Raw genomic sequence first — 14,615 nt, forward strand, 5'->3', positions numbered from 1 at the left:
CGGCTATCGAGTCGATGGATATCGAAGGCGCGAAGTCTACCCGAAATGCAGACGCCCGGGCAGGGCCCGGGCGTCTGAACTGGCTGAGGTGGTGTCGATCAGTTGACCGCCGCGATCGCCTTGGCCAGGTAGGACAGGTTCTCATGGGAGAAGCCGGCCACGTTGGCGCGGCCGGAGCGCACCATGTAGATGCCGAACTCGTCGCGCAGACGGTCGACCTGTTCCGGCGTCAGGCCGGTGTAGCTGAACATGCCGCGCTGTTCGGCCACACAGGCGTACTTCTCGTCCAGGCCGTAGGGTTTGAGGGCCTCGACGAAATCCCGGCGCAGGGTGTTGATGCGATCACGCATCTCGGTGAGCTCCTCACGCCAGAGTGCGGCGAGCTCTGCGGAGTGCAGGATCTCGCTGACGATGGCGCCGCCATGGGACGGCGGGTTGGAGTAGTTCTCGCGGGCCACGATGGCGACCTGTGAGCGCACGTTCTCCATCTGCTCGGCGTTCCTGGCGACCATGATAAGGCAGCCGGTACGCTCGCAGTAGATGCCGAAGTTCTTGGAGCAGGAGCTGGTGATGATCACCTCATCGAGGTTCTCGGCCAGCAGGCGAACGCCGTAGGCATCCTCGTCCAGGCCCTCGCCGAAGCCCTGGTAGGCGAAGTCGATCAGTGGCAGCAGATTGCGCTCGCGAACGACTTCCAGCACCTGCTGCCACTGGTCCCGGGACAGGTCGAAACCGGTGGGGTTGTGGCAGCAGGCGTGCAGCAGCACCACGTCGCCATCCGGAATCTGCTTGAGCGCGCCGAGCATGCCGTCGAAGTCCAGCCGGTTCTCGGCATCCACATAGGGGTACTTGTGCAGCGTCAGGCCGGCGGCCGGGAAGATGCCCAGGTGGTTCGGCCAGGTCGGATCGCTGACCCAGACGTCCTTGCCGGGCAGCTGGTTGGCGATAAAGTCCGCCGCCAGCCGCAGGGCGCCGGTGCCGCCGGGCGACTGGGTCGCGCTGGCACGACCGGCCTCGAGTACCGGCGACCCCTCGCCCAGCACCATGGGCAGCACCGCCTGGCCGTACGCCGGCGCGCCGTGCGAGCCGATGTAGGTCTTGGTGGTCTCGTTCTTGAGCAGCAGGGCCTCGGCTTCCTTGACGGCGCGCATCACCGGGGTCGTGCCCTGGGCATCCTTGTAGACGCCGACGCCGAGATCGACCTTCTGAGGGTTGGTGTCCTTCTTGAAGGCCTCGATCAGACCGAGGATGGCATCCCCGGGAACCCGCTCAATGTGTTCGAACATTTATTTCGCTACCTCGTCGGTTCTGGCGGCAAGAATGAAGTCGTTGCGGTGCAGGCCCTTGATCTTGTGTGACCACCAGGTCACGGTGACCCGGCCCCATTCGGTCAGCAGGGCCGGGTGATGATTCGCCTGTCCGGCGAGCTCGCCGACACGCTGGGTGAAGGCCAGTGCCTGCTGGAAATCGGAAAAGGTAAAGACCCGCTCGAGCTTCATGATGCCATCGCGCTCGACGATCCGCCACTCGGGCAGCTCGGCGCCGAGCCTCTCGATCTCCTCTTCGGTAACCCGTGGCGCGTCGCTGCGGCAGGCCTCGCAGGCCTGTTGAGAAAGCTGGCTCATGGCGTCTCCTCCAGGAACGATGGTTCACTTCGCAAGGTCGTGCACCAGCGCCAGGCCGTCAAGCCGCGCGGTGCGAGACCCAGTCGCGCACATCGGCATAGGGGTAGCCCTCGAGGGCGCCGAATCCCGGCAGCTGCCTGGCCTTGATCCGGGTGAAAAGAGGAGTGGTGATGCCGCATAGAAAGCGTGCCAGAAGGTCCGGCGTCACGGGGTGATCGTCCCCCTGATCGACCAGGCGTTGACGGAGCTCGCCGAGCAGCGCGTCTGGCTTGTGGCTCGACAGCGGTTCACGCTCGGGCCCCTGGGGGAGTCGCGCGGGTTGGCCACGGCATGCCGAACAGTGGCCGCAATGCTCGGGGGTCCGGCCATCGCCGAACCACTCGGCCAGGCGACGGCTCAGGCAGCGCTCGCTCTCGAAGAGTTCGAGCATGGCATGCAGGCGGGCGATCTCGGTGGTTTCCTTGTCGCGAAAGTCGTCATGGAGCTCGTTGGTCAGCGCCTGGGGGTCTATATCGGGACTCAGTACCTCGAAGACCTCGGTAAGCTGGCGGCTCTGCAGCTCGAGCCAGCCCTTGTCGACGAAGTAGTCAAGCGCGGTGATGACCCGGCTGCGGGTGGTATCCAGGTCGCGCTCCCGGCCCAGCGCCTCCAGGCGGGTGAAGTCCAGGTCGTGCCAGGTGCGGGCCTTGTGGGAAGCATCGAGGATCGCCTGTACGAAGGCCTGGCGCTCGCCCTGGAAGCGGGCCACCAGGTTATCGGGCTCGCACAGCAGCTTGAAACGGTAGTCGGCGAAATAGGCGTGTCGTGGGCGAATGATGCCACGCAGTTCAAGTTGTACCAGCAGGGTCTTGAGTGGTAGCGGTCGTATATTGGCGTGTTGGGAGAGGGTGTTGAGCGTCAGCTCCCAGCAAGGCCCCGCACCCTGCAGCTCATCGATGACGCGGCGGATGCCGTGATGCTCCGGGGTGTCTCCGTAGACGAAGGTCTCCAGCACCCCCAGGGTGTCGTGACCGGCCAGCATCAGGCAGCTGGAGGGCCTGCCGTCGCGTCCGGCTCGGCCGATCTCCTGACTGTAGTTCTCGATCGACTTGGGCAGGTCGAAGTGCACGACCGCACGGATGTCGGCCTTGTCGATGCCCATGCCGAAGGCGATGGTGGCGACGATGCAGTCACTGTGGCCGGACATGAAGTCGCGCTGGATCGCCTCGCGTTTCTCGGCATCCAGACCGGCGTGGTAGGCGGTGGCGCTGATGCCGGCCTTGCCCAGGTAGGCGGCCAGGCGCTCGGCGGTCTGTTGCAGGGTGACATAGATGATGGTGGGGAAGGGTGAGCCGTCGCCACATTGTTGCTGCACGCGTTGTTGCTGCAGCCAGCTCGCCAGCGCCCGAGGGCGCGAATCCGCGGGGACCGGGGCCACCGTCAGGTCCAGGTTCTCGCGATAGAAGCCGGTTGCGGTGACGTCGCCTGCCGCGATGGCGAAGCGTTCGCACATGTCATCGATCACCCTGGGGGTGGCCGTGGCAGTGAGCAGCAGTGCCTGGGGAATCGCGAACTCCCGCTGGTAGTCGGGCAGCTTGAGGTAGTCGGGACGAAAGTTGTGGCCCCATTCGGAGATACAGTGCGCCTCGTCGACCACCATCAACGATATCGGCACTCGGCGAATGAAGGCGCGGAAGCGTTCGTTCTTGAGGCGCTCCACCGAGATCATCAGGATGCGTATCTCGCCACGCTCGACTGCTGCCATCACCGCCGCGGCCTCATCGCGGCTCTGCCCCGATTCGATGCTGGCAGCGGCAATGCCATAACGGTTCAGGAAGGCAAGCTGGTCCTGCATCAGTGCCAGCAGTGGCGAGATCACCAGGGTAAGATGGGGCAGGTGCAGAGCGGGAAGCTGATAGCAGAGCGACTTTCCCGAGCCGGTGGGGAAGATGGCCGCCGCCGAGCGGCCGGCCATCACGGCCTCGATCACAGGCCGCTGGCCGGGACGAAAATCGTCGTAGCCGAAGACTTGCCGGAGTGTTTGCTGGACCATTGAGTGCCACTCCCTGCGAGTGCTGACGGGCCGCCAAGTATAGCCTCTCGGCAGGCGCCTCGTCCCCTCGACCACTGCGGAAAGGTTCTCAGGAGCCCTGATGGCAGGGAGAAGTTGGGAGACACTCTTGGCAAGGCTGGTGAATCACCTCGGGGCGTCATAGCGCGCCATGCGGTCCCGGGTGAAGGCGATTTGCCAGAGCTGAAGATGGCGTGCCCGGAAGGCGCCGGCGCACACCGCGAGGTAGTAGCGGAACATCCGTCGGGTACGCTCGTTGTAGCGGTCGGCAATCTCGTGCCAGTGGTCGTCGACATTGGCCAGCCAGGCCATCAGGGTGCGGTCGTAGTCGGGGCCGAAGTTTTGCCAGTCCTCCATCAGCAGGTGCGGTTCGCTGGCACTGGCGATGTGCATCGCCGAGGGCAGCACGCCATTGGGAAAGATATACCTGTTGACCCAGGGGTCGGCGCTGATCTCGGAGTGATTGGAGCCGATCGTGTGCAGCAGGAAGAGACCCTCTGCCTCCAGTAGCCGTTCCACGGTGGCGAAGTAGGTGGGATAGTTACGATGGCCTACATGCTCGAACATGCCGATGGAGACGATGCGATCGAAACGTCCCGTCAGGTCACGATAGTCCATCAGCTCGATGCACACCGGCAGCCCGGAGCAGCGCTCCTCGGCCAGACTTGCCTGTTCCCGGGAGATGGTGATGCCGGTGACCTCGACGCCGTGGTGGCGTGCGGCATGCTCGGCGAAGCTGCCCCAGCCACATCCGATATCGAGCACCCGCATGCCGGGAGCCAGTTCGAGCTTGCGGCAGGCAAGCTCGAGCTTGGCGCGCTGCGCCTCGTACAGTGAGTCTGCCGCCTTCCAGTAGCCACAGGAGTAGCACATGGTGGGGTCGAGCATGCGTTCGAACAGGTCGTTGCCGAGGTCGTAGTGGGCCTCGCCGACGATATAGGCGCGAGCCTTGCTCTGCAGATTGAAAAATCCCGACTGGAGGCGATACATCAGGCGCTCCGATGGGGTGTGGGCACGATCGCCGAGGCCGTGGCGAAGCAGTCGATAGGCCATCTCGTCGATGCGCTCGCACTCCCACCAGCCATCCATATAGGCCTCACCGAGCCCTAGGGTGCCCTGGTGCAGTACCCGGGAGAAGAAGTCCGGGTGATAGATCCGCAGATCTTGAGGCGCGTCACCGTTGAGGGTGACGCCCGAGCCGTCGAGTAGCTGTTCGATGACTCGGCGGGCACGGGTATCGGGGAGGGCGGTGGGTCTGATTCGAGGGTCACTGGTCATGGCTGGCTCCGCATCCCATGGTCTCGCGTATAGAGCATAGTCGAGCCTGTGAGCGAGGGAAAAATCCGGCACAATAACCGGCTTTGCCACAGCCTTGGGGCGTGGTGGCGACACCTTATTAAGCGATGGGCATGATATGACGACGACGCAACCCCGCATTCAGTGGCTGGGCCGCTGGGGCTTCGTGCTGGCGGCTACCGGTTCCGCGGTGGGCCTGGGCAATATCTGGAAATTCCCCTACATGACCGGCGAGTATGGTGGCGGTGCCTTCGTGCTGGTCTACCTGGCCTGCATTCTGGCGGTCGGAATGCCCGTGATGATGGCCGAGATTGCGCTGGGTCGCCGGGGGCGAGGCAGCCCGGTCGATGCGATACGCCGGACGGCCGCCGAATCGGGGCGGTCGAGCAGCTGGTCGCTGCTGGGCTGGATGGCGATGCTTTGCGGCTTCCTGATCCTCTGCTTCTATGTGGTCGTGGCCGGCTGGTCATTCGCCTATCTCTGGAAGATGCTCAGCGGTGGCTTGGCCGCCGGCAGCGTCGACGATATGGTGGCCATCTTCGCGGCCAACAATGCCAGTCCCTGGAGTCTCGGCCTGTGGAGCACCCTGGTGACGGTGATCACCATGGTCATCGTCGGCAAGGGGGTCCAGGGTGGCATCGAGAAGAGCGTCGGCTGGATGATGCCCGGCATGGTGGTGATGTTGCTGGTGCTGATCGTCTACGGCGTCTTCTCCGGCGGCTTTACCGACGCCCTGCGCTTCCTGTTTGTCTTCGACGCCGGTTCGCTCTCGAGTGAAGGATTGCTGGCGGCGCTGGGCCATGCCTTCTTTACCCTGTCACTGGCCTCCGGTGCCATTCTTACCTACGGCAGCTACCTGCCGGCAGAGGCTTCCATTGCACGTACCACGCTGACGGTGGCGGTGGCCGACACCCTGGTGGCGCTGATGGCAGGGCTCGCGATCTTCCCGGCGATCTTCGCCAATGGCATGGATCCCGGCGAGGGTCCCGGACTGATCTTCATGAGCCTGCCCCTGGCATTTCAGTCCATGCCGTTGGGCACCCTGTTCGGGGTGCTGTTCTTCGTTATGCTCTCCATGGCGGCCTTGACCTCGTCGATCTCCATGGTGGAGGCCACCGTTTCCTGGCTCTGCGACCGTCATGGGCTTTCGCGGCGAGCCGCGGCCTGGGGGGCGGGCATCGTGCTCTGGGTCATCAGCACACTGGCGATGTTGTCCTTCAATGTTGGAGCGGACTGGACGCTGGCGGGCCGCCACCTATTCGACTGGCTCGACTACCTGACCTCGCGCTGGCTGATGCCGCTGGGCGGCCTGGGCACGGCACTGCTGGCGGGTTTCGTTCTGCGTGCCGCGCCCATGCGGGAGGAGCTGGGGCTGGCGTCGCCCGGGTATGTCCTGTGGCTGTTCATGGTGCGCTACGTCAGCCCGCTTGGCATCCTGATGATCTTCGTCGATGCCCTGGGCATCGTCAGCGTGGAATTCGCGGTTCACTGGCCCTGGCTGCTGGCTATGCTGCTGGTGCTCGCCCTGGTCGGGGAGCTGGTCAGCCCTCGGCTCAGGCGCTCGCTTAATAGCTGATACAGGGCTCCCGGTCGCCTGGCCGTCGGCTCCGGGGGCTCTTCTCCTTGCGGTTATATGCTTGTGTCGAACGATAAGTAGAAAATGCCTGCCTCATAAATTACTTTGTGGAATAAAATACGGTTAATTTATGGGTGTTAAGGAATATGAAGCAAGAGCCGCCGCTAACCTCCGACCGGGCTCCCCGGCCCGACGGTCGTGTCAGCCTGGTGGGTGCCGGACCCGGCGACCCGGAGCTGTTGACGATCAAGGCGCTCCGGCGCCTCGAGGCGGCCGAGGTGATCCTCCATGACCGCCTGGTGAGTGCCGAAGTGCTGGCCATGGCCAACCCCTTGGCACGGCGGCTGTATGTGGGCAAGGCACGCTCCGATCATAGTCTTCCCCAGTCCGGGATCAACCAGGCACTGGTGGAGTGGGCGCGCCAGGGCAAGCGAGTGGTGCGACTCAAGGGCGGTGATCCTTTCATCTTCGGGCGTGGCGGCGAGGAGCTCGAGAGTCTGGCGGCGGCCGGCATCGACTTCGAGGTGATACCCGGCATCACCGCGGCCTCGGGATGTGCAGCCTATGCGGGTATTCCGCTGACCCACCGCGACCACGCCCAGTCGGTACGTTTCATCACCGGTCATCTGAAGAACGGGAGTGCCGAGCTGGACTGGCCGGCACTGGCGAGTCCCGGGCAGACCCTGGTGTTCTATATGGGGCTGCATAGCCTGCCCGAGATCTGTCATCAACTGGTCGTCCATGGCCTGCCCGAGGAGACGCCGGTGGCCTTGATCGAGCAGGGCTCCACCGCCCGCCAGCGCGTGCACCGGGGAAGTCTTGCGGGGCTGCCGGAAGTCCTTGCCGCTGGTGGCCTGCAGCCACCCACCCTGATCATCGTCGGCGGCGTGGTGGCTCTGCATGATCGCCTTGACTGGTTCGAGCCCACGATGGCCGTTACCGCCGGATGGGAGACCGCTCGGCGGCGTCCCTGATCGAGAATCGTGCGCTCCTTGGCCTATTCGTCATTTTTGGGGTTTTCGGCATTGCCGAGGGTTCGCCGAAATTCGCGTTGCCATCGAGCCAGCAGGGCCTGGCGCTTGAGCCTGTCGAGGCCGGCGAGCAGGCCGGGCCCCAGGTCGGGAGGGCGCAGGGCATCACCGAAACGCTCCCGCAACTGGGTGGCGGTTCCCGGGCCGCTCATGGCGGGGTGGAGGGCGCCTAAGGTGGTGGCGTCTGCCAGGGTGCGCTGCCCCTCCAGGCTGAGCAGAAAGCTCATGAACAGGCTGGCGCTGGCCGGATTCGGGGCCTGGCGTGGAACGAAGGCCAGTCGCTGGGTTACCAGGGTGTAGTCATCGGGGATGATCAGCATGAGGTCAGGGTCATCCTCGACGACGGGAGTGGCGTAGCTGCCCAGGAGGTTGTAGCCGATCAGGAAGCGGCCATCCTGAAGACCATCGAGCATCTGCGAGGTGGTCTCGACCAGCTGGGCGTCGACGTTGCCCAGGGCAGCCACCAGGTCCCAGTAGCGCGGCGAGAGTCGCGACTCTTCCATGGCGTAGGCATAGCCTGCGCCGCTGCTTGTCGGATCATAGGTGGCCACCCGGCCCGCCAGTGCCTCGGGATGTGTGTCCAGCAGCTCCAGCAGGTCGGCATGATTGCGCGGCGTGGCACCGATCTGCGCCAGTTCACGGTGCACGACCATGACGATGGGCTCGAAGGTGAAGGCGACCAGCTCGCGACGCCAGTGTGCCCACGTCGGCCAGTCGCCGGGAATATGGGCGCGTAGAGGGCGGGCATGGCCGGCGTTGGCCAGCGCGAACTGCCAGGGCATGGCCGAGGAGATCATCACATCGGCCTCACCGGGATGTGACAGGAAGCGTTCATTCAGCGCCAGGGTCGTCAGGTTTCGATAGGTGATATCGACCTCTGGGTGGCGTCGCTGGAAGGCGTCCAGCAGCGGTCGCGCCTGGGGCAGGTCGAGGGCAGCGTGAATCACCAGCGGCTGTCGTGGTGCGGCGTCGTCGCTTGCGGTCAGGTGCAGGGTCTGGGCGGCGTGAGCATGAAATGGCAGCAGGTAAAGCAGAGCAAGGAACAAGCCTCGGACGAGTAAATGACGGTTCACGATGCTGTCTCCGGAAAGTCCAGCTCCACCCGCAGGCCGCGGCCCGCTTCACCCTCGCTTAGCGAGAGTCTCGCGCCATGCTTGTGGGCAATGCCGTCGACGATGGCGAGTCCCAGCCCCGAGCCCTCACCGTCGTCGCGGCCACTATGGAAGGGGCGCAATACCGCCAGTCGCTGCTCGGCCGAAATGCCCGGGCCGTCATCCTCGATGAAGAGCCGGGGAGGGTGGCTCAGTACGCCGAGGGTGATACGACGAGCGCCATAGCGGCGGGAGTTGTCGATAAGATTGGTCAGGGCTTCCTGCAGCTGCCAGTCGCTCGCCGCAACCAAGACCGGTGACGCGGAGCAGTCGGCACCGAGGTCGACACCCGCCTGGTGGCAGGCTACCCAGTGCGCGCGTACCGCCTGGCGTACGCAGTCGTTGAGGTCCAGGGGAGTGAGCTCGGGGCGCTGTTCGGGGTTGTCGAGGCGGGTCAGCGACAAGAGTTGCATGGCGAGCCGTGCGCTCCGTTCGCCGGCGGCGTGGATCGCTTCCAGGGCGGTGTGCCACTGCTCGGGTTGCGTTTGGCGCAGGGCCAGCTCCGCACGCGCCGAGATGCCGGCCAGGGGGGTGCGCAGCTGGTGTGACGCATCACCGATGAAACGCTCCTGGTTGGCGCGCACCCGCCGCATCCGCGCCAGCAGGTCATTGAGTGCCTCGCGCAGCTCGGCGAGCTCCCGGGGCAGCTCCAGCTCCAGTGGGGCCAGCGTGCGGGGGTCCCGAGTACGGATCGCCTTGCGCAGGCGCGTCAGCGGCTTCAGCGCTCCGCGCACGGCCATCAGCAGGGTCGCTATCGCCAGTGCCCCCATGCCCAGGATGCCCGCCAGGTTGCCGCGCAGCAGCTCGAGGCGCAGGGCGACACGTCCTTCGCGGGTGTGGGCAACCCTGACCTCGAACCGCTCCTTGCTGCGCCAGCCCTCGAGGTGCGATTGACGAATCCCCAGGCGCAGACGCAGCTCCTGCCAGGTGATATCACGATAGAACAGGGGGGCGTCATCGGTGTCGTGGGTGTCGGTGATGGCAGGCAGCTTGGCATTGCCGGTGATGTGCCGGCCCTGCTGGTCGACCAGGCTGTAGAAGACACGCTCCTGGGCATCACCCGCGAGCATCTCCAGGGCCGCGGGGGGCAGGTCGAGCCAGAGCCGCCCATCCTGCCACTGCACCTGCTCGGCGATGGCCAGGCTGGAGGCGTCGAGCAGACGGTCATAGGCACGGTCGGCGGTGGCCCTGGCCTCCAGCCAGGCCTGCAGCAGCAGCAGGGCGCCCAGTGTCAGCAGCGGCAGGGCCAGCCAGGCGAGCAGGCGTCCATACAGGCTGTGGGCGAGCGTCACGACCCGGCTTCCAGAAGGTAGCCCACGCCGCGTACCGTTCTGAGGGAGAGCTGCCCGGTGGGGAGGCGTTTTCGCAGGCGGTGCACATAGACCTCGATGGCGTTGTCACCCATCGACTCACCGCCGAAGGCCTCCTCGGCGAGTCGGGACTTCTCCACCGGTTCACCGGCATGGCGAAGCAGGCAGGCCAGCAGCCGCTGTTCCCTGGGCGGCAGCGGAAAGGGCTCGCCGCCTAGGGTGAAGCCGAGGGTGGTGGCGTCGAGCTCGAGCGGCCCCAGCGTCAGGCGAGTGGTGCGGGCATGGCGACGCAGCAGGGCCCGTACTCGAGCCTCCAGCTCATCCAGGGCAAAGGGTTTTCCCAGATAGTCATCGGCGCCCAGATCGAGGCCGCGGACACGATCGGCCACGGCGCCGCGAGCGGTCAATATCAGCACCGGTGTCTGCCGGTCATGGCGGCGCAGTGCCTCCAGCACCTCGAGGCCTCCTGCGCCGGGCAGATTGAGGTCGAGCAGCACCAGATCGAGGCCGTGGCCGACGGTCGCTAGACGCGCCAGTGCCGCATTGCCATCGCTCAGGTGATCGACCCGGTGACCCTCGCCACGCAGCAGCTCCAACAGGGAGTCGGCCAGCAGGGTATCGTCCTCCACCAGCAGCAGCTTCATGACATCTCCTCGGCGTCGACCCCTCGCGGTCGACACTCCAGGCTATTGGCGGCCCGAGCCAGGGCCTGGGAGGCCTCGTTGCTGTTCAGGCGCCCCGTCGGCCCCGAGAGGGCCAGCCAGCGCCGGGGTACGCCCGGTAGTTCGGGCAGTGGTTGAGTGACCATGACGCCGCCGGCGAAGGCGAGGCAGGGCGGCATGCTGGGGTCCAGGGGCCACCCCATGCCCGGATGCAGGTCATGACGCAGCGGAGTGGCGGGCAGGGAGGCGAGGCGGCACTCGACCGTCTCTCCGACCTGCTCCAGCAGCGAGGCCGTCTCGCCGAGCTCCCTGGCCATCTCATCGAGGAGTGGCTGGACCCGGGCGGCGAGTCGTTGGGCGGGCGCCTGTCGGCGTGCCAGCCGCCCGGGGCTGTCGCCCAGTTGCCAGAGGCCATCGCTACCGCGGCGCACGTAGTCGAAGCGGGCCAACGAGCCGAGTAGGCGCAGCAGGGTGCTCTTGTAGAAGCCGGTGGCCTGGGCCAGTTCGGCGAGGCTCATGGTGGTGCGCTCTCCGTCGAAGGCTTCCAGTACCGTCAAGGCGCGCTCGACGGCTTCCACGCGATCCTGCGCCATACTCGAAATCTCCTTGAGGGACGGCATCGCCATGCGGGGTGTTGGGGGGGCAGCGCCTGGCGGCGTCGTACTTTGGTCGCAATCCACCCGAGCGGTGTTGACGCCTCGTGTGGTGCCCACTAGGTTTCTACTCTGAAGAATGAAGTTCTGCCTTACAGAATTGTAAGCCAGATGACTGAACCCGGCAAGTGGCAGTACCCAGCAAGACGCCTGCTCTTGCTTTCACCCGACACAATAAAGGGGACACCTTCATGTTGATCAAGACGTCGCTCAGCCTCGCCGCCGTCGCCGCACTGACCGTCGGCGCCGGAAGTGCCATGGCGTTCGAACCCGAGGGCAAGGTGGAGTGCATCGCGCCCGCGGATCCCGGTGGCGGCTGGGACTTCACCTGCCGCAGCGTGGGCAATGTCCTGCAGGACCTGGACCTGGTGCCCGGTAACGTTCAGACCATCAATATGGCGGGGGCCGGCGGTGGTGTGGCCTATGCCCATGTGGTGAGCAAGCGTGCCGGTGACGAGCAGCTGCTGGTGGCGGCCTCGACCGCCACCACGACCCGCCTGGCCCAGGGCCAGTTTCCGGGCATGGACGCCGACATGGTCAACTGGATCGGGGCGCTGGGCGCCGACTACGGCGTGATCGCGGTGGCGGCGGACTCCGAGTACCAGGATCTGCCGGCCCTGATGGCGGCGATCGACGAGGATCCCCGCAGCGTCAAGTTCGCCGGGGGCAGCGCCAAGGGCGGCTGGGACCATCTGAAGGTGCTGATCGCCGCCGATGCCGCCGGTGTCGATGAGCTTCCCCGAATTCCCTACCTCTCCTACAACAATGGGGGAGAGGCGATGACCCAGGTGGTCGGCGGCCACGTCGATGCCTTTACCGGCGATATCTCCGAGGCTCAGGGCTTTATGGAATCCGGTGACCTGCGCGTGCTGGCCGTGCTCGCCGAGGAACGTCTGCCCGGCGAGTTCAGCGGCATCCCCACCGCCCGGGAGCAGGGCATCGACGCCCTTGGCCCTAACTGGCGCGGCTTCTACATGCCCGCCGATATCTCCGACGCGTCCCGTGAGTACTGGCTCGAGGCCATGGATACCATCTATGAGAGCGAGCAGTGGAAGGAGCTGATGGTCAGCAATGGCCTGATGCCGTTCCATATGACCGCCGAGGAGTTCGAGACCTTCGTCAAGGAGCAGATCGCCGATATCGAGCAGCTCTCCAAGGACATCGGGCTGATCCAGTGAGTACCATGAACGATCGCATCTTCGGCATTCTGCTGATCACCCTGGCCGTCGCGTACGGCTGGGGTGCCACTCAGCTTCCGGCGCCCTTCGGCGGCAGCGAGGCGGTGGGGCCCGAAACCTTCCCGCTGCTGCTCTCGGTGGTGCTGGTTCTCTCCAGCCTCTATCTCATCGTGCGCCCCGATCCCGACAACGCCTGGCCCTGGAGTCGCACCGGCCTGGAGCTGGTGATTGCGGTGGTGGTGCTGGTGCTCTATGCGGCGCTGCTGCAGCCACTGGGCTTTATCCTCAGCACCACCCTGGCGGTGGGTACCCTGTGCTGGCGGATGGGCAGCGCCCCGCTGCGCGCCTTCATCACCGGGGCGGCCTCCGGGGTGGGCGTGTTTCTGCTGTTCAACTTTGCCCTCGACCTGGCCTTGCCGTTGGGGCTGCTCTCTTTCCTGGAGGTGAGTTGATGGAGACCCTCGGCTATCTGATCGACGGCTTCGGGGTAGCCCTGGCGCCGCATAATCTGATGTTCGCACTGCTCGGCGCCTTCCTGGGCACCCTGATCGGTGCCCTACCGGGCCTGGGGCCAGCCAACGGGGTCGCGATTCTGATCCCGCTGGCCTTCAGCCTGGGGCTGGCGCCCGAAACGGCACTTATCATGCTGACCGCGGTCTACGCCGGGGCCATGTATGGTGGACGGATCTCCTCGATCCTGCTCAATATCCCCGGCGACGAACCGGCGATGATGACCTGCCTGGATGGCTACCCCATGGCCCGTCAGGGCAAGGCCGCCGAGGCGCTGGCAATCTCTGCGGTGGCGTCGTTCATCGGTAGCCTGATCGCCACCATCGGCCTGATCCTGCTGGCGCCGCTGCTGGCGCGGTTTGCCTTGACCTTCGGCCCCGCGGAGTATTTCGCGCTGTTTCTGCTGGCGTTTGCCACCCTGGGGGGGATCACCGGCAAGAACCCCATGAAGACAGTGGTGGCGGCCTGCATAGGCCTGATGATCGCGACGGTGGGCATCGATAACACCGGCGTGCAGCGCTATACCTTCGGTGTGCTGGAACTCTACGAAGGGGTGGACTTCATCATCGCCATCGTCGGCCTGTTTGCCATCTCCGAGTTGCTGTTCTTCATCGAGGAGAAGGCCGGCGGCGGCAAGGAGAAGATGGTCGTCAACAAGCTGTCGCTGAAGTGGGCCGATATCCGCAATATCCTCCCGTCGAGCCTCAGGGGCGGTGTGCTGGGATTTATCGCGGGGGTGCTCCCGGGGGCTGGGGCGTCGCTGGGCAGCTTTATCGGCTATACCCTCGAGAAGAAGGTGGTCGGCAAGAAGGGCTATTTCGGCCAGGGTGACCCGCGCGGCGTGGCCGGCCCCGAAGCCGGCAACAACGGGGCCTCCAGCGGTGCGCTGGTGCCCATGCTGACGCTGGGGGTGCCGGGAAGCGGTACCACGGCGGTACTGCTGGCGCTGCTGATCTCGCTGAACATCACCCCCGGTCCGTTGATGTTCACCCAGAACGCCGACATCGTCTGGGGGGTGATCGCGGCGCTGCTTATCGGCAACTTCCTTCTGCTGTTGTTGAACATTCCGCTGGTGGGTATCTTCGTGAAGCTGCTCTCGGTGCCGCCGATGTTCCTGCTGCCGGTGGTGACCATGATCGCCTTCGTGGGCATCTACTCGATCAGCAACACCACCTTCGATCTCTACTTCATGGTGGCCTTCGGCGTCGCCGGCTACCTCTTCCGCAAGCTGGAGATCCCGCTGGTGCCAATCATCCTCGGCCTGCTGCTGGGGCCGGAGATGGAGAAGAACCTGCGCCACGCCATGGATATCTCCGACGGTGACTGGGCCGTGCTGTGGGACAGCGGCCTGGCCATCGGCCTATGGGCGTTCGCCGGTCTGGGGCTGATTCTTCCCTATGTCGTTGGCCCTCTGCTGCGTCGACGCATGGGGGTCGCATCGGCATCTTCCGGCAATCCCGAAGGGGACTGAGCCTTCTCGAGGATGGCGAAGCGGGGCGTCGACTCGGTCGGCGCCCCGCTCTGTCATGCGAGGGGCATGGCTCGCGCACTGCGCTTTTCCTTGTACACGGGT

The 14,615-nt window shown here is 65.4% G+C and carries 13 protein-coding genes; 5 read left to right on the forward strand and 8 right to left on the reverse strand.

Annotation, left to right across the window (positions count from 1 at the left end):
- Positions 1-98: 98 nt before the first annotated feature.
- The 4 genes from GRB80_RS03370 to cfa all read right to left on the reverse strand — a co-directional run bounded on the left by GRB80_RS03370 (position 99) and on the right by cfa (position 4,953).
- Positions 99-1,286: an amino acid aminotransferase gene (locus GRB80_RS03370; protein ID WP_161422534.1), complete on the reverse strand. Its 1,188-nt coding sequence runs from the start codon at positions 1,284-1,286 to the stop codon at positions 99-101.
- Positions 1,287-1,625 (reverse strand): 4a-hydroxytetrahydrobiopterin dehydratase, encoded by a 339-nt coding sequence (locus GRB80_RS03375; protein WP_161422535.1) that lies wholly within the window; start codon positions 1,623-1,625, stop codon positions 1,287-1,289.
- 58 nt (positions 1,626-1,683) lie between these two features.
- On the reverse strand, positions 1,684-3,657 hold the full coding sequence (locus GRB80_RS03380) for a RecQ family ATP-dependent DNA helicase (protein WP_161422536.1): 1,974 nt from the start codon (positions 3,655-3,657) through the stop codon (positions 1,684-1,686).
- A gap of 144 nt (positions 3,658-3,801) precedes the next feature.
- Positions 3,802-4,953, reverse strand: a complete 1,152-nt coding sequence (cfa, locus tag GRB80_RS03385; protein ID WP_161422537.1) for a cyclopropane fatty acyl phospholipid synthase — start codon at positions 4,951-4,953, stop codon at positions 3,802-3,804.
- Between the two features lie 136 nt (positions 4,954-5,089).
- Here cfa and GRB80_RS03390 point away from each other — a divergent pair, with 136 nt between their 5' ends.
- Together GRB80_RS03390 and cobA are read left to right on the forward strand one after the other, a co-directional pair.
- On the forward strand, positions 5,090-6,547 hold the full coding sequence (locus GRB80_RS03390) for a sodium-dependent transporter (protein WP_161422538.1): 1,458 nt from the start codon (positions 5,090-5,092) through the stop codon (positions 6,545-6,547).
- Positions 6,548-6,693: 146 nt separating this feature from the next.
- Entirely contained in the window at positions 6,694-7,521 is an 828-nt protein-coding gene (cobA, locus tag GRB80_RS03395; RefSeq protein ID WP_161422539.1) for a uroporphyrinogen-III C-methyltransferase, read from the forward strand.
- A gap of 23 nt (positions 7,522-7,544) precedes the next feature.
- On the opposite strand, the gene GRB80_RS03400 is transcribed toward cobA, so the two are convergent.
- The 4 genes from GRB80_RS03400 to GRB80_RS03415 are packed head-to-tail and all read right to left on the reverse strand — an operon-like array spanning position 7,545 to position 11,294.
- Entirely contained in the window at positions 7,545-8,651 is a 1,107-nt protein-coding gene (locus tag GRB80_RS03400; protein WP_240721692.1) for an ABC transporter substrate-binding protein, read from the reverse strand.
- A complete protein-coding gene (locus GRB80_RS03405) occupies positions 8,648-10,021 on the reverse strand; it encodes a sensor histidine kinase (RefSeq protein WP_161422540.1) in 1,374 nt (457 codons plus the stop codon). The genes GRB80_RS03400 and GRB80_RS03405 overlap by 4 nt, the downstream gene beginning before the upstream one ends.
- Positions 10,018-10,683 carry a response regulator transcription factor gene (locus GRB80_RS03410; RefSeq protein WP_161422541.1) on the reverse strand — a complete coding sequence of 222 codons (666 nt, stop codon included), beginning with the start codon at positions 10,681-10,683 and terminating at the stop codon, positions 10,018-10,020. The genes GRB80_RS03405 and GRB80_RS03410 overlap by 4 nt, the downstream gene beginning before the upstream one ends.
- Entirely contained in the window at positions 10,680-11,294 is a 615-nt protein-coding gene (locus tag GRB80_RS03415) for a helix-turn-helix domain-containing protein (protein ID WP_132042412.1), read from the reverse strand. Before GRB80_RS03415 ends, GRB80_RS03410 begins: the two co-directional genes overlap by 4 nt.
- Positions 11,295-11,545: 251 nt before the next feature.
- Here GRB80_RS03415 and GRB80_RS03420 point away from each other — a divergent pair, with 251 nt between their 5' ends.
- Genes GRB80_RS03420 through GRB80_RS03430 form a run of 3 tightly spaced genes read left to right on the forward strand, consistent with a single transcriptional unit; the run spans position 11,546 to position 14,513 of the window.
- Positions 11,546-12,532, forward strand: coding sequence for a Bug family tripartite tricarboxylate transporter substrate binding protein (locus GRB80_RS03420; protein WP_161422542.1), 987 nt, complete (start codon positions 11,546-11,548; stop codon positions 12,530-12,532).
- A 5-nt stretch (positions 12,533-12,537) separates the two neighbouring features.
- Entirely contained in the window at positions 12,538-12,984 is a 447-nt protein-coding gene (locus GRB80_RS03425; protein WP_202597156.1) for a tripartite tricarboxylate transporter TctB family protein, read from the forward strand.
- Positions 12,984-14,513: a tripartite tricarboxylate transporter permease gene (locus GRB80_RS03430; RefSeq protein WP_161422543.1), complete on the forward strand. Its 1,530-nt coding sequence runs from the start codon at positions 12,984-12,986 to the stop codon at positions 14,511-14,513. The genes GRB80_RS03425 and GRB80_RS03430 overlap by 1 nt, the downstream gene beginning before the upstream one ends.
- The last annotated feature ends 102 nt before the right edge of the window (positions 14,514-14,615 follow it).

Source organism: Halomonas icarae (assembly GCF_009901955.1).
Classification (GTDB): Bacteria; Pseudomonadota; Gammaproteobacteria; order Pseudomonadales; family Halomonadaceae; genus Halomonas; species Halomonas icarae.

Coding starts and splice junctions, on each gene's coding strand:
- GRB80_RS03430 (WP_161422543.1), top strand. CDS start 12,984: ATGGAGACCCTCGGCTATCTGATCGACGGCTTCGGGGTAGCCCTGGCG.
- cobA (WP_161422539.1), top strand. CDS start 6,694: ATGAAGCAAGAGCCGCCGCTAACCTCCGACCGGGCTCCCCGGCCCGAC.
- cfa (WP_161422537.1), bottom strand. CDS start 4,953: ATGACCAGTGACCCTCGAATCAGACCCACCGCCCTCCCCGATACCCGT.
- GRB80_RS03420 (WP_161422542.1), top strand. CDS start 11,546: ATGTTGATCAAGACGTCGCTCAGCCTCGCCGCCGTCGCCGCACTGACC.
- GRB80_RS03375 (WP_161422535.1), bottom strand. CDS start 1,625: ATGAGCCAGCTTTCTCAACAGGCCTGCGAGGCCTGCCGCAGCGACGCG.
- GRB80_RS03380 (WP_161422536.1), bottom strand. CDS start 3,657: ATGGTCCAGCAAACACTCCGGCAAGTCTTCGGCTACGACGATTTTCGT.
- GRB80_RS03425 (WP_202597156.1), top strand. CDS start 12,538: ATGAACGATCGCATCTTCGGCATTCTGCTGATCACCCTGGCCGTCGCG.
- GRB80_RS03410 (WP_161422541.1), bottom strand. CDS start 10,683: ATGAAGCTGCTGCTGGTGGAGGACGATACCCTGCTGGCCGACTCCCTG.
- GRB80_RS03390 (WP_161422538.1), top strand. CDS start 5,090: ATGACGACGACGCAACCCCGCATTCAGTGGCTGGGCCGCTGGGGCTTC.
- GRB80_RS03370 (WP_161422534.1), bottom strand. CDS start 1,286: ATGTTCGAACACATTGAGCGGGTTCCCGGGGATGCCATCCTCGGTCTG.
- GRB80_RS03415 (WP_132042412.1), bottom strand. CDS start 11,294: ATGGCGCAGGATCGCGTGGAAGCCGTCGAGCGCGCCTTGACGGTACTG.